The organism is Thiolinea disciformis DSM 14473, assembly GCF_000371925.1.
Taxonomy (GTDB): domain Bacteria; phylum Pseudomonadota; class Gammaproteobacteria; order Thiotrichales; family Thiotrichaceae; genus Thiolinea; species Thiolinea disciformis.
Map to the genome: position 1 here is coordinate 1 of NZ_AQVE01000033.1, position 25417 is coordinate 25417.

A 25417-nucleotide genomic window follows, 5' to 3' on the forward strand; every position below is an offset into this window, starting at 1 on the left:
ATAGCACCTTGAAGCAACTCTTGGAACGGTTGACACCTTTCAAACTGGCATTGTATTGCACGGATGATTGGGGCGCTTATGAGCGTTTATTGCCTGAAGATAAGCATTTAATCACTAAGCGCTACACACAAAGCATTGAACGGCAAAACCTGAATTTGAGGATTTGGATTAAACGTCTAGCACGCAAGACGATCTGTTTTTCTAAGTCTATCGAGATTCATGACAAAGTCATTGGAACCTGTATCGAAAGACGCTTCTTCAACTCCTTTAAATCATGACCAATTATTTATCATATCTTCAAAGATGCTCTAAAAAAATTACAAAAACCGGAATCCTAGAGGGGCGCATAATAAATGAAAGCTTAGAAAAAATGAGAACCGCTGAGATTTATATATCAGCATGTTATCTAACGAAACAGTATTCTAGCTGTTCAACTCATAACTAAAAAATGAAATATTGGGCTAATATTGTTTTTTACTTGATAGCTGCTTTTAGTGGTTATGGTGTGGCAAGTATTTTTTCCCTCGAACTATCTCTTTATGATCTGCCCCACTACGGTATGGGAATTACATTTGTAATAGCTTTACGCTCATTCTTTCTCGTTAATGTTAGAACAAAAAAAGGCTTTTATTATTTTGCTGTATTCAGCAGTTTCTTAGGAGTAGTATTGTCAATTATTAGCGCTTCTTTCAGCATTGTTGAAGGCATTAAAAATATCATAACACCAGAATATTATTATATAATAGTTATTTCAGTAATTGGATCAACTTTACTGTTGTTAATGACAAGCATTTATTATCTCAATAAAACCTAACAATTATGTCGACGGCGGACGTGGTAAAAGCCCGAAAATCCAACCGCCGCGCCCGTCACACAAGATGTTAGGCTGTAGAAAAGCCCTATTTTTTAGGAAGATTAGCTTTATAAGCAATTGATTTGTAATAAGCAAAAATTCAGTTTTAAGTTTTCTACAGCCTGTTATAACTCGCAACGACCTATTACGAACAAGTTCACTTATAACTGAACTTCATGTTCATGATGAGCAATAATATTTTACTGATTTTAATCTGCTGAGTGTACCTTTATCAACGGCGAACGTGGTGAAAGACAGCTCTTAACTCCGTTACTTGTGTCCTGTCTTGCAGAGCTGATTTTCCTAAAAACTGCTTTATGAAAGACCTCTATTAAACACCCATAAAAAAAAAGAGGCTGTTGAAAAACAGCCCCCGATAAAACTCAAGCGTCAACGCCTAAATTTATTGTACCGTTACATCAGTATCCAAGGCCGCCATATCGTCAACCACTTCAGCCGCTTCTGGCTCTTGCACGGCTGCCATGTTGTCAGCGACACAATTATCAATAAATGTTTGTTTATTCGCAGCGTCAATTTGATCTTCTTCAGCAAATTGTGCGCAAGCGGTTTCAACCTGATCTTCGACAGAACCAACAGCCTCTAAACTCGCTTGCTCTTCAATAGCATCCACTGCTGCATCGGCCTGAACCCCATCAAAAGCGGTAGCATCTGCTGGTACACCAGCTGCTACGACTGGTTGACCTGCTTGCTCTTGCGCTGCGGCCATACCTTCGGCAATGGTCGCATCGTCGACAGCTTCCAGATTAGGCAGTGCTGTGACTGGCATTGCTTCAACCGCTTCTGCACTGGCTTCTGCCACCGACTCTAAGGGTTGTGCCGCACGAACATTCGAAGCCGCCGCTAAGCCCAATACCAAAAATAAAGTGGCTATAGCAGATTGTTGTAATTTCATACCTGTTACCTTTGTAAATTCTAATCAGCCCTGTTTACTTCTCAGAATACCCAAAGGTATTCTGTCAGACAGCACTACTTTACACTGGCGAAGCTTAGCGCCACTTTAAGGCGATGTTCAGGGTTAAACTTTTCCGACGGACTGCTCACGCGCTATCGCACGATGGCCAATATCTGGGCGGCAATACATATCCTGCCATTGAATGGCCTTCACTAATTGATAAGCCTGTTGTTGTGCCTCGGTAACACTGTGCCCTAAGCCCACTGCACATAAGACCCGCCCCCCTTGAGTCACGACTTGCGTATCCTTAAGCTGTGTGCCTGCATGAAAAACCTTACCCGCTAATTGAGCAGCTTGCTCTAAACCACTAATCACATCGCCCTTGCGATAAGCATCCGGATAACCGCCAGCCGCTAACACTACCCCCAAAGCAGCACGACTATCCCACTGCACTTGAACCTTATCTAAGCGCTTATTCAAAGCTGCTTCCAACAGATCGACTAAATCGGATTGCAAACGCATCATAATCGGCTGGGTTTCGGGGTCACCAAAGCGACAATTGAACTCCAATACCTTTGGCACACCTTGCGGATCAACCATAATGCCAGCATACAAAAAGCCAGTATAAGGAACCCCATCGACACTCATGCCTTTCACGGTCGGCTCAATCACCTCGCGCATAATACGCTCATGCATGTCAGGCGTAACCACGGGTGCGGGTGAATAAGCCCCCATGCCACCAGTGTTCGGCCCTGTATCGCCTACATCACGCGCCTTATGGTCTTGTGAGCTAGCCATAGGCAGAATGTTTTTGCCATCGACCATCACAATAAAGCTGGCTTCTTCCCCATGCAAAAATTCCTCAATGACCACACGATGTCCCGCATCGCCAAACGCATTACCCGCTAACATATCCCGCACGGCAGCCAAGGCTTCAGCTTCGGTTTGCGCCAAAATAACGCCCTTCCCTGCTGCCAAACCATCTGCCTTGATCACAATCGGCGCGCCCTTTTCACGAATATAGGCTTCTGCTTGGTTCAAATCGGTAAAAACACCATAAAAAGCGGTAGGAATGTGGTGACGTGCCAGAAAATCCTTGGCAAACGCCTTAGAGCCTTCTAGTTGGGCAGCTTGCTGCGTAGGGCCAAAACAGCGTAAGCCAGCGGCGCGAAAAGCATCGACTACCCCCTTCACTAGAGGGACTTCAGGGCCAATGACTGTTAAGTCAATCTGCTCTATTTGCGCCAACTGCACTAAGGCTGGTACATCGTCGACTGCTACCTGTGCATTTCTCACCTTCGCTTCCAAGGCCGTACCCGCATTACCAGGGGCGACTAACACTTCGGTCACACGTGTTGATTGCGCTAACTTCCAAGCCAAAGCATGTTCGCGCCCGCCACTGCCTACCACTAAAATCTTCATTTGACACTCCCGCCCAACCGAGCTTGGCTGTAAAAACCGCTCATTAAACCAGATTAAGCTTGGGTTTCAACCATGATTGACCGATAAGCGGAAGAAAACGTCATAACTGCCCTAAAAACATTGTCTGAAAACTAACAAAGCGCGAAATAAGCCATTAACCCAATCCTTAGCAGCCCTTGACATACTTAGTAGAGCCTCATGCGCCTAGACAATCAGAACCACTTATCGCGAGCTAAGCTCTTTTTGGGGTTTATTCTCGCATTAAGCTTGAGTGCCTGTGATGAAGAAGGGGAAGGATTAACCGAATCCACGCCACCTTTAACCGAAAGGCCCGTGGCGACCTTATACTTGATAAAACCCAAGCCTGATACCAGTTTAGTACCTTGCTATCAGGGTGCTGATCCGAGTTCAACCTTAGTGACTCATTTAAAATCGGGCGATATCGTAAGCCTAGTCGCACTGGAAGAAGGATTACTCCAACGTGGCTCTGAATTTTGGCTGCATGTTTATCCCAAACTTAGCCATCGTCCCAGTTGCTATGTTAATACACGAAGTTTAGTGCCCTATCGCTAAACAGATTAGCTCAGTCAGCTAATTCTTGCTTTTGAACACAAACCTATACGAGGGTAGGAAATGCAAAGGGTGGATAAGGCATTGACAAATTATTGAGTGCTATCTGTGCATTAATACGCGCCTGCTCTAATGCACTGTCCGCACCACGATTCAAATAAGCTAAACCGTGTCGCTCCACACTATCCGCGAAATTCGGTTGAATTTGCCCTAATAATCCACCTACTAGCTTAGTTTCAGGTGGAGTCGTCGGTGGCACTGCGGGTAATTTAATATTATTCCCTGGCGCACCTCTCACAAAATCATCCACATAGCCCCCCAACGCCCTACCAATACCCCCTAAAAGTGAAGCCCCCAGTGAACTAAAGAAAGGCGTATCCTGCATGGCTGTCACAATATCGCCATCCACCTGATAATTTGTAATCAAGGCATTGGCTTTTGCTTCTGCATTAGGGATGCTATTAAAAATACGGTCGGGCATACCGGCTGGATTAAAGGTTGTGGCACGCACATCATTCTGTAGTGCAGCATAATTAGCCAAAGAGCCCCCCAAGGAAAGCCCAGTCAACTCCATACGAGGCGCCCCGACCGCATGTTTTAATTGCTGTGTTAGCGTATCTGCTTGCGTGTATTGAGGCGACAGGATGCCGAGCAGATTGGTCACATTAGCGACCATATCCCGCCCTAAGTCATCGGTGCCACGAAACGCTAATACATATTGGCCTGCGCGATTTTGATAAATAGCCGAATCAAGTCCCGTGTTAGGATCACTCATCAGGGCGGTATCAATACCCATAGCCTGCAACTCGTTTTGATCCAACTTGCGCGCTCCCACCGGCAAGGGGCTAGCATAGGGCGATGCACCTTGATACACATGCGAGCTAAATAAGCTCATCTCTTTCATATGCAACATCTGGTTCAACACATTCAGCGCAACAACCAAATGTTGCTTCGCTGGGTAGGATGCTGGAACATTCAATGCCTGCTGCCCTTGTGACAAGACCAGCTCCGCTTGCTCCCTGACCTGCCGATAGGGACTGTCGTAGACATTCACTACATTCGGATCATAGGAGAATCCAGAAGCTGGACTACCAAAAGAGGGGGCAAACTGGTTAAAAGGGGTTATTAGACCAGGCTGAGTAGGGTTAAAGAAGCTATTGATAGAACTAGACATCGTCTCATCCTATGAAGTAAATGACTAAAAGCCTCTGCAAAAACCAGAAGCCTATTAGCCTCATCATTCCTGAGTCGTTATTCGCTAGAAACCCTTGTATTTATGAATGGAGCATTTTATAGCATCAACGGCGAAATCATTTAGCTAAAACAAATCATTATAAATCTATTATTTTTATTAATTATATTTTTAGCTGTATTATAACCGATGCCTTAACAAAGCGAATAATACAGAGCTTAGGCTTGAGATTAAAGCCTAAGCTATAGGCTTAACTATTTACTCTAATTGCTCATGCTTAAATAGGCTGAGATAAATTAAAATCATTGCACCCAAAGTAATAGCAATATCGGCCACATTGAAAGTGGCGAAGTGATAATTATCCATCACAAAAGGGATATCAAAATATACATCAATAAAATCGATAACCTTGCCATATAATAAGCGGTCAATCATATTACCAATAGCACCACCCACAATCATGGCCAACGCAATCGCTGCCCAGATGGCATGTTTCGAGAGTTTACGCATCCAATTGATAATAAATACTGAAACAACGCCCGCTAATATCACTAAAAACCAACGACCTAAATCACCGGTGCCTGAGCCAATACTAAATGCCACACCATAGTTATAGGCTAAAGTCATGTTTAAATGCGGAAATACCTCGACTGGAACACCATGGGTCAAAGACGCTTCCGCCATCCACTTAGTCAGTTGATCAATAGCTACCACAACCGCAGAAATCCAAAGCCATGACAAGAGGCCGCGACTTTGTCCAGAATCACTCAGACTGCTTAGATTAAGCATACTGACGATCCTCACCGGTACCCTCAATATTGCTAATACAACGCCCACAAAGCTCTGGGTGCTCAGCATGAGTCCCTACATCAGGCACATGATGCCAACAGCGTGTGCATTTTGCGGCTGTAGCTACCTGAGCCAAGCCTTGTAAGCCGTCCACGAGATTTTCTGCATTTGCGGGCGCTAGGCCATTATGTAAACGTGCTTGAGAGGTAATGAAAACAAACTTCAGCTCATCCCCTAGCTTCGCCAGTGCTTTGCCCTGTTCACTCTCCGCAGCACAATACAAATCCACCTCAGCCTCTAAGCTAGAACCGATATGGCCTGCAATGCGCAAATTCTCAAGCTGTTTACTCACTGCTTCCCGTGCTACAAAAATATGCTCCCAATCGCTAGCAGATACGTGATCACTTGCCGCTAGCGCGAATAAGCCATCGTACCACTGCATAAAGAGCACATACTTTTCGCTCTCACCAGGCAGGTACTGCAACACTTCTTCCGCCGTAAAACTCAAAATTGGACACATCCAACGCAACATCGCACGCAAAATATGCCAAGCCGCCGTTTGTGCAGAGCGCCGTCCAAGGCTATTCGCTTGCATGGTGTATTGGCGATCTTTGGTAATGTGCAGGAATAAACTACTCATTTCCACCGAGCAGAATTTCTGAATTTCCTGCGAAACCAAATGGAATTGATAACGATCATAGGCTGATACAATGCGTTGCTGCGCTTCATAAGCCTGTGCTACGGCCCAACGATCTAAAGCCAGCATCTCTTGGGACGCAACGACATCCTTGGCAGGATCAAAATCACCTAAATTAGCCAATAAAAAACGAGCGGTATTACGAATCCGACGATATGCTTCGGTATTACGCTTGAGAATTTCATCCGAGAGTGTCATTTCGCGGCTGTAATCAGCCGAGGCAATCCACAAACGCAGGATATCTGCGCCGAGTTTATTCATAATATCTTGCGGTTCGATGCCATTGCCTTTCGACTTAGACATCTTTTCGCCTTTGGCATCCACGGTAAATCCATGGGTCAATACCGCTTTATAAGGTGCAAAACCGTGCATCGCGACCGACGTCAGAATCGAGGAATGGAACCAGCCACGGTGCTGATCCGAACCCTCCAAATACATATCGGCAGGAAAACGTAATTCAGGACGTGTTTCTAAGACTGAGAAATGCGTCGTTCCCGAATCAAACCAAACATCTAAGGTATCCGGTACTTTGATGTAATGATCCGCATCCGCACCCAGTACTTCCGCTTTATCCAAAGCAAACCAAGCATCAATCCCACCCTGCTCAATCCTTTGCGCCACCGTTTCAATCAGCACTTCGGTATTTGGATGCAATTCACCCGTTTCTTTGTGAATAAATAGTGCAATCGGCACACCCCAAGTCCGTTGGCGTGAGATACACCAATCGGGGCGATTGGCAATCATTCCCTCAATACGTGCTTGTCCCCAATCAGGCACCCACTGTACTTTCTGAATAGAATCTAAGGTTTGCTGACGTAAACCAAGCTTATCCATGCTTACAAACCACTGCGGCGTAGCGCGGAAAATCAAGGGTGTTTTATGACGCCAGCAATGAGGATAACTGTGTTTAAATTTGCTGGAAGCTAAGAGACTCCCATGCTCCTTTAGCACTTCAATCACATGCGGATTGACTTTATGCACCGACTCGCCCGCAAAATATTGAATGCTGGCTTGGAAGCTACCATCATCCAATAAAGGATTTCCAACCGGCAAACCATAGCGCTGCCCCACTACAAAGTCTTCCTGACCATGTGCAGGAGCGGTATGGACAGCACCAGTACCGGCATCCAAGGTTACATGCTCGCCCAAAATTACCGGCACTTGCTTAGCCAAAAAAGGATGTTGCAGCAGTAAGCCTTCTAACTCAGCACCTTTAGCAGTTGCTAAGACCTGAAAGTCTTCAATACTTGCACGCTTCATCACATCGGCTAGTAAGCCCTCCGCCACGATGACACGCTCAGTACCGGCTTGCACAACGACATAATCTAGCTCAGCATTTAAAGCGACCGCTTCATTCGAGGGCAAGGTCCAAGGCGTGGTCGTCCAGATAATGACACTAACCGCACCTTCGCCTTTAGCATTCGGCATCTTCGCTAATAAGACGGCTTCATCGATCACGCGGAAACGCACATCAATCGAATACGATTGCTTATCTTCGTATTCCACTTCTGCTTCTGCCAAGGCCGAGCCACAATCGGTACACCAATGCACCGGCTTCGCACCCTTATACATATGCCCACTGAGTGCAATCTTACCCAAAGCCCGCACAATACCGGCCTCGGTATGGAAATTCATCGTGAGATAAGGATTATCCCAGTCGCCAATCACCCCTAGACGCTTGAAATCGCGACGCTGAATATCGATTTGTTCACTCGCAAATTGGCGGCAAGCCTTGCGAAATTCGACTGCCTCCACTTTGACACCCACACGTCCAATCTTATCTTCGACTTTTTTCTCGATGGGTAAACCGTGGCAATCCCAACCCGGCACATAAGGCGCATCAAAACCCGCCATGGTACGGCTTTTAACAATAATATCTTTAAGGATTTTATTGACGGCGTGGCCTAAATGAATCGCGCCATTGGCATAAGGAGGGCCATCGTGCAGTATGAATTTGGGGCGACCGAGCGCCTTCTGGCGCAGTTTATGATACAGGTCGTCACCTTCCCATTGCTTTAGCATCTCAGGCTCACGCTTAGCCAAATCTCCACGCATGGGAAATTCTGTGCTGGGTAGGTTGAGCGTATGCTTATAATCCGTCATCGTGCTATCCTATTGACTATTGTTGACGCAGTTTCGCAGACGGCGAAGAATACCAAGTTTTCCAATAAAAACCGATAATTTCCGTGTGCCAAAGCTAGATTCAACGTAAAATTTAGAAAAACGGATAGAGCAATTAAGTTACTAATAGCAGCTCCGTTTTATCTCGGGCACCCATCTTCAGGATTATTTAATGAAAAAGCTAACTATCCACGTAAAAGTGGCACTTTTACTATTAGGTGTTTCTTTAACCGCCACCCCAGTTCTCGCAGAGAAATTAAGCAATTCTGCGAATAAAGACAGTAAATTGACGCTGGAAACCACCCCAGCAACAACTACGACCGATACCACGAACAAAAACCAACGTGAAGCCTTAAAAGATGCGGTGGTACACGTGTATGTGGTCAAGCATACCTATAGCAAATTGTCACCTTGGAATTCCAGCACCGAAAAAGGCTCAGGCTCTGGTTTGATTATTGAAGGGGGCTTGATTTTAACAAATGCCCATGTTGCCTCTGATGCAACGTTTCTTGAAGTGCAACGTCACGGTGAAACCGAGCGGCATGAAGCCGAAGTAGTTTATATTTCGCACGAATCGGATTTAGCCTTATTGCGTCCACGCGAAGCCGAACTTTATAAAGCCATTAAACCCTTAGAACTAGGCGAGCTACCCAAGACCCAACAAGAAGTCGAAGTGTATGGTTTTCCGGTGGGGGGTAATACCTTAAGTATTACGCGCGGCGTGGTGTCACGGGTCGAAAAACAAAACTATGTGCATACTGGCGAAAATTTGATGGCAATTCAAATTGATGCCGCGATTAACTTTGGAAATAGCGGCGGCCCCGTCATTTCTGAGGGCAAAGTTGTCGGGGTTGCCATGCAATCGGCACTCATGACTGAAAATATTGGTTATATTATTCCAACGCCGATTATTCGCCATTTCTTGGATGATATTAAAGATGGGAAGGATGATGGCTTTGGTTTCCCTGGTTTTCTGGTTCAATCGACCGAGAACCCTGCTATGCGTAATAAATACGGCTTGACGGATAAGCAAAGTGGTATTTTAGTCCACAAAATTTACCCCCAATCACCTGCGGACGGGCAATTAAAAGTGGGCGATATTTTAACCTCGATTGACGGGCAAACCATTCAAAATAATGGCACTGTCGAGTTCCGCCCAGGTGAGTATATTGATTACACTCATTATATCGATATTCACCAACTGGGTGAGCAGCTTAAACTTGGTATACTGCGTGATGGGCAACCGATGGAGGTGGCTTTAACCTTAGACAGGCCGGGTAATGACTTCCTACTGATCAAACCCAATCAATACGACAAACAACCCACCTATTTTATCTTTGGTGGCTTTGTGTTTATGCCATTGAACCAAGATGTATTGGATAGTATTGATCCAGCGCCCGATGCTTTAGCAGCCTTATCCGATCAAGCTCCCACAGCAGATTACCGTGAGCCTGTGCTAATGGCTAAGGTTTTACCGGCTGATATTAATAAAGATCATCACCATGATAGTGGTCTATTGATTCAAAAAGTCAACGGGGTGCCCTTCCCAGATTTCAAAACGTTTTATGAGAAAATTCAATCGTCTACTGATCGTTTCATTACCTTAGAAGCAGATGATGGCTATCAAGTCGTGATTGACCGCGCCGAAGCACAGGCCAAGCAGCCCGATATTCTACTACGCTACGGTATTAATGCGGATCGCTCTAAAGATTTAATGGTGACACCGAAAGATGGCAGCTCGATGGCTGAAAAACCTACTAATGAGGCAGCAACAGCTACCCGAACCACCAATGCAGCCAGCACGGTAACGCCTGCCGTAATGCCTAAGGGAGAGCAAAAGCTATAAATGCCAATTCGTTTACTGCCCGAACACTTAATCAATCAAATCGCCGCTGGTGAGGTGGTTGAACGCCCTGCTTCGGTCATTAAAGAATTATTGGAAAATGCTTTCGATGCGGGCGCGACTCGCATCGAAATCGATATAGACCAAGGTGGCTTAAAACGGATGCGTATTCGTGACAATGGCTGTGGCATTCCCAAAGATGAATTAGCCCTAGCCTTAAGTCGCCACGCGACCAGCAAAATCAGCACCTTAGATGATTTAGAGCAGGTGACTAGCCTCGGCTTTCGCGGCGAAGCTTTACCCAGTATTGCCTCGGTGGCACGCCTAAGCCTTGCTTCCTGTTCTAATACCGAAAAACAAGGCTGGATTATCGAGTCGGATCATGGCGGTATGCTCAGTTCACCTGCACCGGTTGCTCAAGCCACCGGAACGAGTATTGAAGTCCATGACTTATTTTTTAATATTCCTGCACGGCGCAAATTCCTCAAATCTGAGAAAACCGAATTTGCCCATATTGAAGAAACCGTGCGCCGCCTAGCCTTAAGCCGCTCTCAGGTTCAAATTGCGCTACGCCACAATCAAAAACCGGTTTTACAACTGCGCCAAGCGCAACAACGTAGTGACGCTGAACAACGTTTAGCTGAACTATGTGGCGCTCCTTTTGTTGAGCAAAGCCAATATTTAGACTATGAGGCGGTGGGATTGCGCTTATGGGGTTGGGTAGGCTTGCCGACCTTTTCGCGCTCCCAAGCCGACCTACAATATTTTTATGTGAATGGCCGCTTTGTACGCGATAAATTACTCAGTCATGCGATTCGTCAAGCCTACCACGATGTGCTGTATCACGGGCGGCATCCTGCTTATGTACTTTACTTGGAGCTAAACCCGCAGCTAGTCGATGTAAACGCGCACCCGACTAAACAAGAAGTACGTTTCCGTGAAGGCCGCTTAGTCCATGACTTTATCTTCCGCACCCTTCACCAAGCCTTAGCAGATGTTCGCCCAGGTGATGTGGCAGCACCCACGCAATTGGCTCCTCCTTCACCGCACTTAGTAGCTGATCCTAGCTTGCTGAATGCGGCAGAAGCAACTACCACAACGCCTACCCTTAACCCGTATGTCTATCGAGCCGATGCGCAAAATCGCTTGCACATGCCAGTCCGTGAAACCTTACAGGCTTATGGACAGTTATATGGCGTAAAACACGAGCCTAGCGCTTATCCGAGTTTAGCGAGTGAGGAGCTTACTACTAGCGATATGCCGCCCTTGGGTTTTGCAATTGCTCAATTGCATGGCATTTATGTGTTGGCACAGAATGCACACGGTTTGGTCATTGTGGATATGCATGCTGCTCACGAGCGCATTACCTATGAGCAGCTAAAAACCAGTATGCAAGCGGATGCCTTACGCTCTCAGCCTTTATTAATGCCGCAGAGTTTACATGTGAGCCGAAAAGAGGCCGATCAAGCTGAAACTTATCAACAGTTTTTCCACCATTTGGGTTTTGACCTAGGGCGTATCGGCTTGGAAAAGCTGGTCATTCGTGCTGTGCCGAGTCTCTTAAAAGATTCTGATACTGAACGTTTGGTGCGTGATGTCCTAGCCGACTTCATTACCTATGGCTCCAGTCAACGTATTGAAAACGCAATGAACGAAATTCTCGCCACCATGGCCTGTCATGGCTCGGTGCGCGCCAATCGTAAACTCAGTATTCCCGAAATGAATGCTTTGTTGCGCGATATGGAGCGCACGGAACGCAGTGGGCAATGCAATCATGGCCGCCCTACTTGGACACAAATGAGCCTCGATCAAATCGATAAATTATTTATGCGTGGGCAATAGATGGAACAACGCCCTAAAGCCATTTTCCTCATGGGAGCGACTGGAACGGGCAAAACCGATCTTGCGGTTGCCCTACGTGAACACTTGCCGGTCGAAATTATTAGTGTCGACTCCGCGTTAGTATTCAAGGATATGAATATTGGCACGGCAAAACCCGATGCAACCCTCTTACAGCGTGCCCCCCATCGTTTAATAGACTTTCTTGATCCAGCACAATCCTATTCCGCAGCCGAATTTCGTACCGATGCCTTGCGTGAAATGGTTGATATTACTGCACAAGGCCGTATTCCTTTATTGGTTGGCGGCACTTTTTTGTATTTTCGCGCACTCGAACAAGGTTTATCGGAATTACCTTCGGCTGATCCAGTGATACGCGCTCGTCTTGAAGCGGAAGCCGTAGAACATGGCTGGCTTACATTGCATGAGCGCTTGCAGCAGATTGACCCTGAAGCGGCAGCACGTATTCATCCTAATGATCCGCAACGTTTACAGCGTGCGTTAGAAATTTATGAGCTAACCGGACAGACCTTAACGGTGATGCAGCAACTGCAACACCAAGCCGCCTGCCCTTATGACATTTACAAACTTGCTTTATTGCCAGCGGATCGTGAATGGTTGCGTGAACGGCTCGCATTACGTTTTGATAAGATGCTCGAACAGGGTTTAATCGACGAAGTCAGAGCGCTATATGAGCGTGGAGACCTGCATATTGGCCTCCCAGCGGTGAGATCGGTGGGTTATCGGCAAATTTGGGAGCATTTTGAGGGGAAAATAGACTACCCTACAATGCGTAATCATGCTATCGTCGCGACTAGACAGCTTGCTAAACGCCAACTGACGTGGCTGCGTTCTGAATCTGGGCTGAACTCTCATCAAGCAGAGAATGTTCACCTTCCATCGGTGATCCAGCAACTATTAGCGTTTAATAGCGGATAAGCGGACATGTCCGATAAGCTGATGTTTTTACAACATGACGAAACTGATAGACTTTTAACCTGAGTGAAAAACGGACTGGTTGGATTATCCAGACCATAACAAAACCACACCCCCGATAATTTTAGGAGAACAACCCAATGTCGAAAGGGCACACGTTACAAGAACCCTTCCTGAATGCGCTGAGAAAGGAACGGATTCCCGTCTCTATCTATCTGGTAAACGGTATAAAATTACAAGGTCATGTCGAGTCTTTTGATCAGTTTGTTGTTTTATTGGGAAATACGGTCAGTCAATTGGTTTATAAACACGCTATTTCAACGATTGTTCCCGCTCGTCCCATTAAACTGAATTTGACTACAGAGTAATAACAAGACTTTGGAATTATTCGAACGTCCAGATTCTGGCGACAACGCAGTTTTAGTTCAGATAGCTTTTAAAAACGACGATACGCCACATGATGAACGCGAATTCACTGAATTGGCTCGCTCAGCCGGTGCTCAGATAGTAGCTCTGATCACCGGCTCAAGGCAGCGTGCGGATTCGCGCTATTTTGTTGGTGAAGGCAAAGCCGAAGAAATTCGCGACTGTGTCAAAACCTTCCAAGCCGATCTGGTGATTTTTGATCACAATCTTACACCTGCCCAAGAACGTAATCTTGAAAAACTCTTTGAGTGCCGCGTACTCGATCGCACAGGCTTAATTCTAGATATTTTCGCTCAACGGGCGCGTAGCCATGATGGCAAGCTGCAAGTGGAATTAGCGCAGCTTAAACATATGTCAACCCGTTTAGTTCGTGGCTGGACGCACTTAGAGCGCCAAAAAGGCGGGATTGGTTTACGTGGACCTGGTGAAACCCAACTCGAAACTGACCGTCGTCTCTTAGCGGTTCGTATCAAACAAATCAATAAGAAGCTCGAAAAAGTTCAAAACCAGCGCGAACAAGGCCGCCAATCGCGCAAAAAAGCCGAAGTTCCCACCGTCTCCTTAGTAGGTTATACCAATGCAGGCAAATCCACGCTCTTCAATGCTTTAACCCAAGCCGATGTTTATGCGGCTGATCAATTATTCGCAACCCTAGATCCCACGCTGCGTAGTATTAAGCTACCGAATCAGCAAGAAATCATTTTAGTCGATACCGTCGGTTTTATACGCCATTTACCGCATGATTTAGTCGCTGCTTTCCGTTCCACTTTGCAAGAAACCGCTGAAGCTGACTTATTGCTGCATGTCATGGATAGCAATGATGAGCAACAGGACTTGTATCGTGAACAAGTGAATGCAGTCATTGAGGAAATTGGTGCAGAAGAAGTGCCACAGATTGAGGTTATGAACAAGATTGATCTCAGTGGCAAAGAACCCTCTATTCTCGAAGCCTCAGGTATACACCCTGCCATTATTTCAGTTTCCGCACAAACTGGCGCTGGTTTACCCGAATTATTGGAGCATTTAGGGCGATACTTTGCGAAAACCATTTTCCAAGGCAAACTGACTTTACCACCACAACACGGGAAATTACGTGCTCATTTATATGCCGAACAAGCAATTTTAGAAGAGCAAATTTCTGAACAAGGCGAATTTGTATTACAGGTCAAGATTGATCAGCGCAAATTAGAACAGTATTTGCAAGAAGCTACACTATCGCTTGAGCAAGTAGCGACTGAAGCACTACCTGCCCTGCTATAAGTCTTAGCCGCGTTTCATCACGTCAAAGAATTCATTATTGTTTTTAGTCTTAGATAGACGATCAAATAATAATTCCATAGCCTCCAACTCATCCATGCTGTGCAAGAATTTGCGCAGTACCCAAAGTGATTGCAACTCTTCTGGCGTGGTGAGTAATTCTTCGCGACGTGTACCGGAGCGATTAATATTGATCGCTGGGAACACGCGCTTTTCCGCAATACGACGATCCAAATGGATTTCCATATTGCCGGTGCCTTTGAATTCTTCGTAGATAACATCGTCCATTTTGGAGCCGGTATCCACTAAAGCCGTGGCAATAATGGTTAGGCTACCGCCTTCTTCGATATTACGTGCCGCCCCGAAAAAGCGCTTAGGACGGTGTAACGCATTGGCATCGACACCACCGGTTAAGACCTTGCCAGAGGAAGGCACCACGGTGTTATAAGCACGTGCTAAACGAGTAATCGAATCCAGCAAAATCACGACATCGCGCTTATGCTCCACCAAACGCTTAGCTTTCTCAATGATCATTTCGGCGACTTGTACATGGCGTGCGGCTGGCTCATCGAAAGTCGAGGAAACCACTTCACCTTGCACCATGCGCGACATTTCTGTCACCTCTTCCGGACGCTCATCGATCAGCAACACGATCAGATAGCATTCGGGATAATTCGAGGTAATACTTTGCGCTATATTTTGCAGCATTAAGGTTTTACCGCCTTTAGGTGGCGCGATAATCAAACCACGTTGACCCTTACCGAAAGGCGCTACAATATCGATAATCCGCGCTGTAATATCCTCACGACTGCCATTGCCACGCTCCATACGCATACGCTCGTCTGCATGTAGCGGGGTTAGGTTTTCGAAGAGGATTTTATTGCGGGCTTGTTCAGGAGATTCAAAATTGATGGTATCGACTTTCAGCAAGGCAAAATAACGCTCATTGTCTTTAGGCGGTCGAATTTTGCCCGTGATCGAGTCGCCGGTACGTAGCCCAAAACGGCGAATCTGACTGGGTGAAACGTAGATATCATCCGCGCCCGCCAGATAGTTAGAATCTTGCGAACGTAAAAAGCCGAAGCCGTCTTGGAGTATCTCCAACACGCCATCACCATAAATATCTTCGCCGCTTTGCGCGTGCGTTTTCAACATTGCGAAAATAATGTCTTGCTTACGAGCGCGCGAAATGCTTTCCACGCCCATAGCCTGAGCCTGCTCGTATAATTCAGCGGTAGGTTTTTTCTTTAATTCAGATAGGTTCATATCAAAGGATTAGATGGTTAATTCGCTAAGTTGCGGACAAGAATAGGTGTTTCGGAAGCTGTCCCACAACAACCGAGATAAAACTTTACCAAAGTAACAAATTCGGACGTTCTAATTTCGGGAACAATGAGAATGGGCTTCGAAGGAATAGACGCGGAACGCATCTACCCCCTGAAGCTAGCATGGACATCGCAATCTGTCCAGTAAAAATGCATTATATAGCAACTACCCGCGTTAAATAACGCGTCATTAGGGTCGGACTTAAACGTTTTGCTCTAAAAATGCTGCTAGCTGCGTTTTTGATAAGGCGCCAACTTTCGTCGCTTCTACAGCACCATCTTTAAATAACATCAAGGTTGGAATACCACGAATACCGTATTTCGGTGGAACTTGGCGATTGTCCTCAATATTCAGTTTAGCCACTTTCACACGGCCAGCATATTCAACAGCGATTTCTTCCAATAAGGGCGCGATTTGCTTGCAAGGGCCACACCATTCTGCCCAATAATCAACTAATACTGGGATATCGGATTTAAGCACGTCCTGTTCAAATGAGGCATCTGACACAGACATAATGTTTTCGCTCACGGATACAATCTCCAAAACGTAGCAAAGTACAATTAATAAATAGCATAGCACGCTGTTACAATAATTTATAACTCAAGCCTGTGGCATCGTCTAGCAAGATGCTAATTTTTATGGCTAATCGCCATAAACCATGCATAAAAAAAGCCCACTATCGTCATAATAATGGGCTTAATAGTAATGATCAGACCTAGGTTTTAGCTTTTTGGCTTATCGGCGTCAGCGTTACTCGCCTTTGGCGCAGCACTAGGAGTGACTTTCGCGGATTCCACAGGCTTCACCGCATCCGCCTTAGGCGCTTCGGGTGTAGTCGCCCTAGGGGCAGCCGACGGAATAATAGGGGCGGCGGCAGGTGCTTCCGGCACAGGAGCTGATTTAGCTGCTTCAAGCTTATTAGGTGCAGCAGGCTTACTATCCTTAGGCTTTTCCGCTTTTGGCACACTAGACTGCACCACAGCTTTCTCGGCCTTTGGCTTATCAGTAGCTTTAGCTTTGGTTTGCTCAGCTTTAGGGGCTGGTTTCTTAGGCTCGTCCTTTTGAGCTTTTGGCTTCTCGGCTTTAGGTTCAGCTTTCTTAACGGCTGGTTTTTCTGCTTTCGGCTTCTCAACCCTAGCTTTCTCAGCAGCCTTCGGCTTTTCCGTTTTAGGCTCTGCCTTTTTTTCAGCCGACTTAGCAACCTTCGCTGGCTTATCTAGGCTTGGCAATTCGGTATAAGGCACAACAGGGGTTGGATCACTCATACGCACTTTGACATAAGTACCAGGCGCATCCTCAATCGCTTTCAGCTTCCCAGCACCTGCTGGACGAGCCGCGACTTGCTGACCGTCTAAACTGCGTACCCAGCGATCCCACTCTGTCCACCAAGAGCCTTCATTAACCTGTGTTGAGGTCAACCAAGCCTCAGCGCTTTCGGGCAATTGATCACTGACACGATAACCATATTTCTTAGCCGCTGGCGGATTAATAATGCCCGCGATGTGGCCAGAGCCACCCAGAATGAAGCGAGTTGGGCCAGAGAATAAGCGTGCCCCCGTATAAGTCGATTTCCAAGGCGCAATATGATCTTCGACCGCAGAAACGAAGCACGCCGGAATATCAATTGCACGTAAATCAATCGGTGTGCCATTAATACTAACACCCTGCGGCTTGCACAAATTGTTGTTCAAATACATATTGCGCAAATACCAAGAGTGCATCTTGGCTGGCATACGGGTGGAGTCTGAGTTCCAATATAACAAGTCAAACGGACGTGGATCATTACCCAGCAAATAATTGTTCACATAGAACGACCAGATCAGATCGTTCGCACGCATCAGATTGAAAGCACCCGACATTTTGCTGCCGTCAAGGTATCCGGCTTCATTCATGGTGCCTTCTAGGGTAGAAATCTGGTCATCATCAATGAATACGCCTAATTCACCCGGATTTTCAAAATTCAGCATGGTTGTGAAGAAGGTAGCGCTTTTAACGCGATTATCCCCTTGAGTCTTCATATACGCCAAACTAGAGGCTAACAAGGTACCGCCGATGCAATAGCCAATAGCATTCATTTCTGTTTCGCCAGTGTCGTATTGAATCGCATCTAGCGCGGTTAGGACACCTTCTTTGACATACGACTCAAACGCAGTATTGGCATAATTTTCATCAGGATTGACCCACGAAATCACATATACGGTATGACCTTGATCCACCAACCATTTCAGCAATGAGTTCTTAGGTTGCAAGTCCATGATGTAGAATTTGTTAATCCAAGGCGGAACAACCAATAGCGGGCGCTTTAAGACTTTTTCAGTGCTGGGGGTATATTGAATCAATTGGAACATGCGATTCTGGAATACCACTTTACCCGGGGTGATCGCTACGTTTTTACCTAATTCAAAGGCCTTGGTGTCGGTCATGCGAATGCGTAATTCGCCTTTGCCGTCTTCCAAATCTTCCAGCATATTCTTTAAGCCGTGTACCAAGTTCGCCCCTTTGGTTTCACGGATTTTTTCTAAGACTGCAGGATTGGTTAAAGCGAAGTTAGTGGGTGATAGTGCATCCAAATAGCGCTCGGTGAAGAACTTTACACGCTCTGCGGTATGTTCATCCAAGCCTTCCACATCACTCACAATGGCACGTAACCACTGTGAGGTTAACAAATACGATTGTTTGATTAGATCAAAAGCGGGATTATTCACCCATTCTTCATGGCTAAAGCGACGATCCCCTTTTTCGGGCTCTACCACCGGCTTTTCAGGACGCTGACCGGCCAAACTCAACATGGCTTGTTGGGTCAATTCCATCGATTTCTGCCAAAAATCAGCACTCGCTTGTATCAATTTTTGTGGATTGGCAGTTACGACACGCATCCATTCGGTATAGGCCTTGGACATGTGCATAGGGTCAAGATTTTTGCCTTCATAAGCCTTGGCAAAACCTTTCATGAGTTCTTCTACTTGCTTGAAATTTTGCTGTAACTCTTTGGCGGCCGCGAAACCTAGGGTATTGACTTCGCTTTGGGTGTTTTGGGACATGCTTCACTTCTCCTTGCTGGTCACTGCGTAGAGTCTGCACTATTTTTTTGCGCAATGCAGCACCTTCATACGATTTTCTATACGGCTTTTCAGTGCGATTAATAAATTACGGGTTAACAGCTAGCCAAGGGTTTCAACAAGCCTAGCGACTACTACGTAACAGACTCTCTATTTGCGCTTTTCGGGCAGGCACTTCCACAGCGGGGAAAAACACACCGAGTGGGGTTTTAACGGGGGGTTTTACCATGACAGCCTCACTCCACGTCTGCCCCCAGTTATTGGTCTTATATTGATACCACTGTTGAGTGGTTTTGCCATCGCGTTCTAAGGCCACCACCCCGACTAACGTCCCCTCACCTTTAGCATTAATATTCACATCGACTAAGTCCAAAAACTCATTACCCCAAGCAGGTTTGTTTAAGGTTTTGGGGAAAGGAATCGATTGACAATCAAATTCGGTAAACCCCTTACGCGTGCGCAATAAGGTATAGCTGCTCCCCGGCCCTTCGCTCATCCACATCGAAAAGAACATCATATTATAGCCTGATGCAGAGCTGGAAATACCTTGCAAGCGCTCCCCTTGTGCCATCGGAATCATGCGCCAAGTACCTTGCGCTGATTGAATAAATAAGACAGTCCCTAGTTTTTCTAAATCATGCCCAACCAGAATAGGAAAAACTTTGTTCTGTAGCACGACACTATGCAAACCTTGGCTCTTAAGCAGGCTATGGACGAGACGTTTATCCGGTTTGACACTATGGCCACAGGACCAATTTTTTTGCCAATACGTCTCTGGCGTCTGAACGGCTGGAGCACGCTTTGCGGCTAGCGCAGGAGTCGTCACGAAGGTGAAGCAGAATGCTATACAAAATAAACGCACTAAGCGGCTCATACGTTGCTCCTTGCAATGAGTATTTATTAAAATTTAGACAGCGTATTACAATAAGGTTTGCTAACTATTTAAAGATTTTTACATGGATACGATGAATAAAAATGTATCTATCGTTATAAGGCAAACGCTCTCAAACACTCCCAACCGCGCTCAGACCATGATCAAAACCAATTAGCGCAAAATTACCACACCGCTATACAAGCGAGCTAGCGGCGCACCTTCGTCAAGGCATTCAATACCCCATCCAGTCAGCCTACTTCTCTCTGACTATCAGGGCATTGTCGCTAGCGCTGCCTTAATTAGTCCTGATTGGAGCAACAATAGTTTGCCCCCATTCTGCAATACGCTAAGCCTATGCTAAACTACGCGCCATTTTTTAGCGTTTTACAGGATTACGATTATGGCTGGCCACAGTAAATGGGCGAACATTAAACATAAGAAAGCCGCAGTTGATAAAAAGCGCGGTAAAGTTTGGACTAAATTAATTCGTGAAGTCACCGTTGCAGCACGTGAAGGCAAAACCTCTGACCCGAATGCTTACCCGCGTTTGCGTTTAGCGGTTGATAAAGCCTTAGGCGCGAATATGCCCAAAGATACGATTGATAAGGCTTGTAAGCGCGGTTCTGGCGAATTAGGGGCAGAAAACTATTTTGAAGTCAGTTACGAAGGTTATGGCCCTGGTGGTATTGCGGTATATGTAGAAGCCGCTACCGACAACGTAAACCGCACGGTCGCTGAAGTCCGTCATGCCTTTAGCAAAAATGGCGGCAACTTGGGCACCAATGGCTCGGTTGCTTTCATGTTTAAAAGCTTAGGCATTTTCAATTTTGCCCCCGGTGTGAGCGAAGATAAATTGATGGAAGTAGCGCTTGAAGCGGGCGCTGATGATGTCATTGCTGAAGAAGACGGTTCTTTTGAAGTGTTAACCGCACCAGAAAACTTTGGCGCGGTACAAAATGCGTTAATTGCCGCTGGCTTAAATCCAGATAATGCTGAGGTGACGATGCGCGCTGATAATCTCACGGCTCTTGATGTCGAGACGGCTGAAAAATTGCTGAAAATGGTTGAAGCCTTGGAAGATCTTGACGATGTGCAAGATGTTTATACCAATGCTGATCTACCGGAAGAATTATTGGAAGGTGACGACGAGTAAGGCTTGTCATGCGGCGCATTATTGGCATTGACCCCGGCTCGCGTATTACTGGCATTGGTGTTATTGAAACCGATGGTCAAAGGATGCAGCATGTGTTTAGCACTTGCTTGCGTCTGGGGGATCGACCGTTGCCAGAGCGTTTGGGACTTATTTATACGGGTATTGCAGAAGTGATTCGCACATATGCACCGGATGAAATGAGTGTGGAAAACGTCTTCCTCTCCAATAATGCCGCTTCAGCCTTAAAACTGGGTCAAGCGCGTGGCGCGGCGATTTGTGCGGGTGTTACACACTTTTTAGCTGTCCATGAATACACGGCCAAGCAAGTTAAGCAAGCTACTGTTGGCAAAGGTGCGGCAGAAAAAGCACAGGTACAACATATGATAAAAGTGCTACTCAATTTGCAAGGCAAAATGCAAGCGGATACTGCCGATGCACTGGCCGTCGCTATTTGCCATGCTAATTTTAGCCACCTTACCAGCCGCATTGCAGGAGCACAGCGATGATTGGATCACTACGCGGCACCGTGTTGTTTAAACAGCCACCCGATTTAGTAATCGAAGTGAACGGCGTGGGTTACGAAGTACAAGCGTCGATGAGCACTTTCTATAACCTGCCACTCGAACCGCAGGCCGAAGTGATTATCTACACGCATTTCGCAGTGCGCGAAGACGCACAAACCTTATTTGGTTTCTGCTCGCAAGACGAACGCGCCCTCTTCCGCCATTTGCTGAAAGTAAATGGGGTGGGTCCAAAAATGGCGTTGACGATTGTGTCTAGTATGACGGGCAATGAGTTTGCCCAATTCATTCATGCAGGCGATGCCCAAGCCTTAAGCCGTATCCCTGGGGTTGGCAAAAAAACCGCAGAGCGCTTAATTATTGAAATGCGCGACCGCTTGCCAAGCCTTTCCCCCCATAGTGAAACAAGTCCAAGCAAACGCAATGCCCCTGCAACACCGTTTACCTTGAAGCCTGCCGATGAAGCTATGAATGCGCTCCTCGCATTAGGCTATAAGCCCGCACAAGCGAGTAAAATGATCGCACCACTGGAAGATCAAGCGTTAAGTGTGGAAGAAATGATTCGACGGGCTTTGCGTTCGAGTCTCAACTAAGTTTTGTCAGATCAAGCGCTTGCTAAACTGACAATTCATCTACCGTTCATCCTGCAATTGTCATTTCCTGTCGTGATTCAGTGTCACATAGTGACAAGGTCAATACTGATTGGCTTTGTGTCACCTGCCTAAAAATCCAGTCACATCAATAAAATAATTTTATTAAACAAGCACTTAAATTATTTGATCTAGTTTGGCACGGCCATTGCAACATGGTTATCACACAAGGACAACAACAATAACAAGAAAGCGTCACGGAAGAAGAATAACAATAACGACACTAACAATAATAATAACAAAGACAACAAGCCCCAGAGAAATGATGCAAGCATAGTACCCAATAATAATAAGACGCTTGCCATCTCTCGACTCCTGATCTCCCCCTACGAAAGTAGGGGGAAATTTTAAGGAAAGGCAGTTTTAACAGCTCAACAGCAAGCCCTGAAGAGGTAGAAGAGCAAACATCTCTACTAATAAAAATAAAACGTTTGCCATGCCTCGACTCCTGATGCCCCCTGCGAAAGTGGGGGGTTATTACACCAAAGGGGTTGCAATGCCGAAACAGCAGCAATCTCTCGATAATAAAAATAAGAAAGACCCATACTGCCGAATAAACGGTAAAAACCAGCCCTTGCTAGTCAAGGGCTTTTTTGTTTTTGAGCTTTTCCTCATATTTCGCAGCATTCCATGCTTCATCCATTTGCGCCAAGCTCGCCTGTGCTAAGCTTAAATCTTGTTGTTTTAATAAGGACTCAACCCGTTCAAAGCGTCGTTCAAATTTACCATTCGATAAGCGCAAGGCGTTTTCTGCATCCACCCCCAAAAGGCGAGCAAAATTACTGGTGGCAAGCAACACATCCCCCACCTCTTCTTCAATACGTTGAAAGGATTCACAATTGGCCACGGCCTGAGCAACCTCGTCTAATTCTTCATGAATTTTGGGCACGACTTGCTGCCAATTTTCCCAGTCGAAGCCCACTTTAGCCGCACGTTTCTGAATTTTCTGGGCGCGCCGCAATGCGGGCATCGCCTTGGCAATGCCCGCAAAGAAATCGGACTCATTGCGTTGCTCACGCTCGGTTTGCTTTATAGTTTCCCATGCTTGTTTTTGCTCGGTTTCATTGGCAAAGACTGACTCCCCAAATACATGGGGGTGACGGCGCAACATTTTGTCACTAATGCCACGCGCAACATCACTAAAATTAAATAAACCTTGCTCGCTAGCGATTTGTGCGAGAAACACAATCTGCAATAACACATCACCTAGCTCATCACAGACACCACGCGCATCATTATTGTCAATTGCATCTGCCAGCTCATAAACCTCTTCCAAGGTATAAGGCAGGATAGTTTGCCATGTCTGCTTAATATCCCAAGGGCAACCACGCTCGGGATCACGCAAACGCTGCATAATCGCAAGTAAATCCTGCATGGCATTATCGGTATGAAACGTATCGGACATGGCAAACTCCCAAAACTGAATACAAGGATTAGACGAGATTCAAAGAATGCTCGCAAGCCTCATTGTCTAGGCCAATAATTCGCGCTAGTGTCTGCCACTTTCCTACCACCAAGGTAAAAAACATGATCGAAACCAATAGCAGCGCCTTTTGGCAAGCAACACTTGCGCTATGCTTGGGCTCATTCATGATCTTTGCTAATGTTTATGTCACCCAGCCGCTCCTACCCATGCTGGCAGCGCACTTTGGCATCTCGGCTCTCCAAGCTGGCTGGAGCTTTAGCATTACAACCCTCATGCTTGGCGTGTCACTGCTGTTTTATGGCCCACTTTCTGATGCCTTAGGGCGGCGTGTACTGATTATTAGTAGCATGGTCGGTGTGATGCTCTGCACCTTTGCCTTGTCACAAGTCGATAACTTCACCATGCTATTAGCCCTCCGTGCCCTGCAAGGTTTATGTTTAGGCGGCTTGCCTGCTATTGCGATTGCCTATCTGGGTGATGAGTTTTCTCGCAAAGCCGTTGCCGTTGCGGTCGGTTTTTATATTGCCGCGAACACCTTAGGCGGCATTGGTGGACGTTTAATCGGTGGTTTTGTCAGCGATAGTGTTTGGGTAAAAGCATTTGGCTTAATGGCAGTGATTAATTGCTTCATTACGATTGCTGTCGCACGTTTACTACCCGCCTCGCAGCAATTTAAAGCGCAAGCTTTGCGCCCCCATCAAATGCTCAACGATATTCAACACCATTTGCGCAATCCCAATCTGCTGATCGCTTATGTCATGGGGGGTGCTAACTTCCTCATTTTTATTACGCAATATAGTTATATCACCTTCGTACTGGCGAAATCGCCGTATAACTTGCCTCCGCGCTATATTGGTTTGTTATTTCTAACCTATTTGAGTGGCACTCTGGCCTCGCTGTTATCAGGGCGGATTACCCAATCGATTAGCCAACCGCTGGCTATTCTGTTAGGGATTAGCTGTTTTATGCTGGGTTCAATGACTACTTTAGCGAGTAGCTTAACGTTTATTATTTTAGGTTTTTTAATCAATAGCTTCGGCTTTTTCCTAGCCCATTCGGTATTGAGTAGCTGGGTCAGTCGTCATGCCTTGAAAGCTCGTGCTAGCGCGTCTTCGTTATATTTAGTATTTTATTATTTTGGCGCGAGTTTGGGGGGATTTTACCTCGAACCCTTTTGGCATTGGCTAGCGTGGCAGGGCGTTATTATCGGTTCTTTAGGATTACTCAGCTTGAGTTTTATAGGCGGCGTAGTGTTATATAGTAAATCCCTAATTAAGAGCTACAAATGACTTGATCGATAGCCTCCAGCAAGGATAGACCGTGTTGACAGCGTAATAACACCTTTTGTTTCAAGGTTGCCCACACCTTTTCAATAGGATTGAGTTGAGGGGAATACGGGGGTAGATACATCAACACCTGACCATACTGCTGAGCAATGGCTGGAATACGTCCTCCTCGATGAAAGGAAGCATTATCGAGAATGAGATAATGGGTTTTACCTTGCAAGGACTGGCACAAGCGTTCTAACCAACGTTCAAACCAAGCTCGAT

24 protein-coding genes are annotated in these 25417 nt (G+C 46.2%); 12 read left to right on the forward strand and 12 right to left on the reverse strand.

The annotated features are described in order from the left end of the window. Positions 1–278, forward strand: a 278-nt coding sequence (locus A3IE_RS0117790) for an IS1 family transposase (protein WP_020396103.1), incomplete at its 5' end; no start/stop codon positions are given. A 170-nt stretch (positions 279–448) separates the two neighbouring features. Beyond that, complete coding sequence (locus A3IE_RS0117795) at positions 449–814, forward strand: hypothetical protein (protein ID WP_020396981.1); 366 nt, start codon at positions 449–451, stop codon at positions 812–814. 442 nt (positions 815–1256) lie between these two features. On the opposite strand, the gene A3IE_RS0117800 is transcribed toward A3IE_RS0117795, so the two are convergent. Beyond that, positions 1257–1766, reverse strand: a complete 510-nt coding sequence (locus A3IE_RS0117800) for a hypothetical protein (RefSeq protein WP_020396982.1) — start codon at positions 1764–1766, stop codon at positions 1257–1259. Positions 1767–1889: 123 nt separating this feature from the next. Further along, a complete protein-coding gene (gene purD / locus A3IE_RS0117805; protein ID WP_020396983.1) occupies positions 1890–3188 on the reverse strand; it encodes a phosphoribosylamine--glycine ligase in 1299 nt (432 codons plus the stop codon). A gap of 198 nt (positions 3189–3386) precedes the next feature. Between purD and A3IE_RS0117810 the strand changes: the two genes are divergently transcribed. Continuing rightward, the gene (locus A3IE_RS0117810) at positions 3387–3761 is read left to right on the forward strand and encodes a hypothetical protein (RefSeq protein WP_020396984.1); all 375 of its coding nucleotides are present in this window, start codon (positions 3387–3389) and stop codon (positions 3759–3761) included. 43 nt (positions 3762–3804) lie between these two features. Here the strand turns inward: A3IE_RS0117810 and A3IE_RS22320 are convergent, their stop codons facing one another. From A3IE_RS22320 to ileS, 3 genes are all read right to left on the reverse strand, one after another. After that, positions 3805–4932 carry a Tle-like phospholipase domain-containing protein gene (locus A3IE_RS22320; RefSeq protein ID WP_020396985.1) on the reverse strand — a complete coding sequence of 376 codons (1128 nt, stop codon included), beginning with the start codon at positions 4930–4932 and terminating at the stop codon, positions 3805–3807. A 276-nt stretch (positions 4933–5208) separates the two neighbouring features. Next, positions 5209–5739, reverse strand: coding sequence for a signal peptidase II (lspA, locus tag A3IE_RS0117820; RefSeq protein WP_020396986.1), 531 nt, complete (start codon positions 5737–5739; stop codon positions 5209–5211). Continuing rightward, complete coding sequence (gene ileS / locus A3IE_RS0117825) at positions 5732–8539, reverse strand: isoleucine--tRNA ligase (RefSeq protein ID WP_020396987.1); 2808 nt, start codon at positions 8537–8539, stop codon at positions 5732–5734. The genes lspA and ileS overlap by 8 nt, the downstream gene beginning before the upstream one ends. Positions 8540–8729: 190 nt before the next feature. On the opposite strand from ileS, the gene A3IE_RS21240 reads away from it, so the two are divergent. The 5 genes from A3IE_RS21240 to hflX all read left to right on the forward strand — a co-directional run bounded on the left by A3IE_RS21240 (position 8730) and on the right by hflX (position 14861). Next, positions 8730–10403, forward strand: coding sequence for a S1C family serine protease (locus tag A3IE_RS21240; protein ID WP_020396988.1), 1674 nt, complete (start codon positions 8730–8732; stop codon positions 10401–10403). Beyond that, the gene (gene mutL / locus A3IE_RS0117835; RefSeq protein ID WP_020396989.1) at positions 10404–12242 is read left to right on the forward strand and encodes a DNA mismatch repair endonuclease MutL; all 1839 of its coding nucleotides are present in this window, start codon (positions 10404–10406) and stop codon (positions 12240–12242) included. Then, on the forward strand, positions 12243–13178 hold the full coding sequence (miaA, locus tag A3IE_RS0117840; protein ID WP_020396990.1) for a tRNA (adenosine(37)-N6)-dimethylallyltransferase MiaA: 936 nt from the start codon (positions 12243–12245) through the stop codon (positions 13176–13178). It begins immediately after the preceding gene. A gap of 137 nt (positions 13179–13315) precedes the next feature. Then, positions 13316–13543, forward strand: a complete 228-nt coding sequence (gene hfq, locus A3IE_RS0117845; RefSeq protein ID WP_020396991.1) for an RNA chaperone Hfq — start codon at positions 13316–13318, stop codon at positions 13541–13543. A 10-nt stretch (positions 13544–13553) separates the two neighbouring features. Next, positions 13554–14861, forward strand: a complete 1308-nt coding sequence (gene hflX / locus A3IE_RS0117850; RefSeq protein ID WP_020396992.1) for a ribosome rescue GTPase HflX — start codon at positions 13554–13556, stop codon at positions 14859–14861. A gap of 3 nt (positions 14862–14864) precedes the next feature. Here the strand turns inward: hflX and rho are convergent, their stop codons facing one another. The 4 genes from rho to A3IE_RS0117870 all read right to left on the reverse strand — a co-directional run bounded on the left by rho (position 14865) and on the right by A3IE_RS0117870 (position 20117). Further along, positions 14865–16124 (reverse strand): transcription termination factor Rho, encoded by a 1260-nt coding sequence (rho, locus tag A3IE_RS0117855; RefSeq protein ID WP_026155016.1) that lies wholly within the window; start codon positions 16122–16124, stop codon positions 14865–14867. Between the two features lie 261 nt (positions 16125–16385). Further along, the gene (trxA, locus tag A3IE_RS0117860) at positions 16386–16697 is read right to left on the reverse strand and encodes a thioredoxin TrxA (RefSeq protein ID WP_020396994.1); all 312 of its coding nucleotides are present in this window, start codon (positions 16695–16697) and stop codon (positions 16386–16388) included. Positions 16698–16906: 209 nt separating this feature from the next. Then, positions 16907–19225, reverse strand: coding sequence for a PHA/PHB synthase family protein (locus A3IE_RS21245; RefSeq protein WP_020396995.1), 2319 nt, complete (start codon positions 19223–19225; stop codon positions 16907–16909). A 142-nt stretch (positions 19226–19367) separates the two neighbouring features. Continuing rightward, positions 19368–20117, reverse strand: a complete 750-nt coding sequence (locus A3IE_RS0117870; protein WP_020396996.1) for a hypothetical protein — start codon at positions 20115–20117, stop codon at positions 19368–19370. Positions 20118–20517: 400 nt separating this feature from the next. Between A3IE_RS0117870 and A3IE_RS0117875 the strand changes: the two genes are divergently transcribed. The 3 genes from A3IE_RS0117875 to ruvA are packed head-to-tail and all read left to right on the forward strand — an operon-like array spanning position 20518 to position 22384. After that, on the forward strand, positions 20518–21270 hold the full coding sequence (locus tag A3IE_RS0117875; protein WP_020396997.1) for a YebC/PmpR family DNA-binding transcriptional regulator: 753 nt from the start codon (positions 20518–20520) through the stop codon (positions 21268–21270). Between the two features lie 8 nt (positions 21271–21278). After that, the gene (ruvC, locus tag A3IE_RS0117880) at positions 21279–21776 is read left to right on the forward strand and encodes a crossover junction endodeoxyribonuclease RuvC (RefSeq protein ID WP_020396998.1); all 498 of its coding nucleotides are present in this window, start codon (positions 21279–21281) and stop codon (positions 21774–21776) included. Beyond that, positions 21773–22384 carry a Holliday junction branch migration protein RuvA gene (gene ruvA, locus A3IE_RS0117885; protein ID WP_020396999.1) on the forward strand — a complete coding sequence of 204 codons (612 nt, stop codon included), beginning with the start codon at positions 21773–21775 and terminating at the stop codon, positions 22382–22384. Before ruvC ends, ruvA begins: the two co-directional genes overlap by 4 nt. A gap of 188 nt (positions 22385–22572) precedes the next feature. Here the strand turns inward: ruvA and A3IE_RS22920 are convergent, their stop codons facing one another. Next, complete coding sequence (locus A3IE_RS22920) at positions 22573–22746, reverse strand: hypothetical protein (protein WP_020397000.1); 174 nt, start codon at positions 22744–22746, stop codon at positions 22573–22575. 272 nt (positions 22747–23018) lie between these two features. Then, a complete protein-coding gene (mazG, locus tag A3IE_RS0117895; protein WP_020397001.1) occupies positions 23019–23846 on the reverse strand; it encodes a nucleoside triphosphate pyrophosphohydrolase in 828 nt (275 codons plus the stop codon). Positions 23847–23968: 122 nt separating this feature from the next. On the opposite strand from mazG, the gene A3IE_RS0117900 reads away from it, so the two are divergent. Next, positions 23969–25156, forward strand: coding sequence for an MFS transporter (locus tag A3IE_RS0117900; protein ID WP_020397002.1), 1188 nt, complete (start codon positions 23969–23971; stop codon positions 25154–25156). Here A3IE_RS0117900 and A3IE_RS21250 read toward each other — a convergent pair. Then, a partial coding sequence (locus A3IE_RS21250; RefSeq protein WP_020395219.1) for a transposase occupies positions 25140–25417 on the reverse strand: 278 nt, incomplete at its 5' end. The genes A3IE_RS0117900 and A3IE_RS21250 overlap by 17 nt on opposite strands.

What these genes read in the sequence shown, in the direction of transcription:
- ruvA (WP_020396999.1), top strand. Translation starts at nt 21,773, where the DNA reads ATGATTGGATCACTACGCGGCACCGTGTTGTTTAAACAGCCACCCGAT.
- A3IE_RS0117800 (WP_020396982.1), bottom strand. Translation starts at nt 1,766, where the DNA reads ATGAAATTACAACAATCTGCTATAGCCACTTTATTTTTGGTATTGGGC.
- A3IE_RS0117900 (WP_020397002.1), top strand. Translation starts at nt 23,969, where the DNA reads ATGATCGAAACCAATAGCAGCGCCTTTTGGCAAGCAACACTTGCGCTA.
- mutL (WP_020396989.1), top strand. Translation starts at nt 10,404, where the DNA reads ATGCCAATTCGTTTACTGCCCGAACACTTAATCAATCAAATCGCCGCT.
- miaA (WP_020396990.1), top strand. Translation starts at nt 12,243, where the DNA reads ATGGAACAACGCCCTAAAGCCATTTTCCTCATGGGAGCGACTGGAACG.
- purD (WP_020396983.1), bottom strand. Translation starts at nt 3,188, where the DNA reads ATGAAGATTTTAGTGGTAGGCAGTGGCGGGCGCGAACATGCTTTGGCT.
- A3IE_RS21245 (WP_020396995.1), bottom strand. Translation starts at nt 19,225, where the DNA reads ATGTCCCAAAACACCCAAAGCGAAGTCAATACCCTAGGTTTCGCGGCC.
- ruvC (WP_020396998.1), top strand. Translation starts at nt 21,279, where the DNA reads ATGCGGCGCATTATTGGCATTGACCCCGGCTCGCGTATTACTGGCATT.
- mazG (WP_020397001.1), bottom strand. Translation starts at nt 23,846, where the DNA reads ATGTCCGATACGTTTCATACCGATAATGCCATGCAGGATTTACTTGCG.
- A3IE_RS0117870 (WP_020396996.1), bottom strand. Translation starts at nt 20,117, where the DNA reads ATGAGCCGCTTAGTGCGTTTATTTTGTATAGCATTCTGCTTCACCTTC.
- hfq (WP_020396991.1), top strand. Translation starts at nt 13,316, where the DNA reads ATGTCGAAAGGGCACACGTTACAAGAACCCTTCCTGAATGCGCTGAGA.
- rho (WP_026155016.1), bottom strand. Translation starts at nt 16,124, where the DNA reads ATGAACCTATCTGAATTAAAGAAAAAACCTACCGCTGAATTATACGAG.
- A3IE_RS0117875 (WP_020396997.1), top strand. Translation starts at nt 20,518, where the DNA reads ATGGCTGGCCACAGTAAATGGGCGAACATTAAACATAAGAAAGCCGCA.
- A3IE_RS22320 (WP_020396985.1), bottom strand. Translation starts at nt 4,932, where the DNA reads ATGTCTAGTTCTATCAATAGCTTCTTTAACCCTACTCAGCCTGGTCTA.
- lspA (WP_020396986.1), bottom strand. Translation starts at nt 5,739, where the DNA reads ATGCTTAATCTAAGCAGTCTGAGTGATTCTGGACAAAGTCGCGGCCTC.
- trxA (WP_020396994.1), bottom strand. Translation starts at nt 16,697, where the DNA reads ATGTCTGTGTCAGATGCCTCATTTGAACAGGACGTGCTTAAATCCGAT.
- A3IE_RS0117795 (WP_020396981.1), top strand. Translation starts at nt 449, where the DNA reads ATGAAATATTGGGCTAATATTGTTTTTTACTTGATAGCTGCTTTTAGT.
- ileS (WP_020396987.1), bottom strand. Translation starts at nt 8,539, where the DNA reads ATGACGGATTATAAGCATACGCTCAACCTACCCAGCACAGAATTTCCC.
- A3IE_RS22920 (WP_020397000.1), bottom strand. Translation starts at nt 22,746, where the DNA reads ATGGCAAGCGTCTTATTATTATTGGGTACTATGCTTGCATCATTTCTC.
- A3IE_RS21240 (WP_020396988.1), top strand. Translation starts at nt 8,730, where the DNA reads ATGAAAAAGCTAACTATCCACGTAAAAGTGGCACTTTTACTATTAGGT.
- A3IE_RS0117810 (WP_020396984.1), top strand. Translation starts at nt 3,387, where the DNA reads ATGCGCCTAGACAATCAGAACCACTTATCGCGAGCTAAGCTCTTTTTG.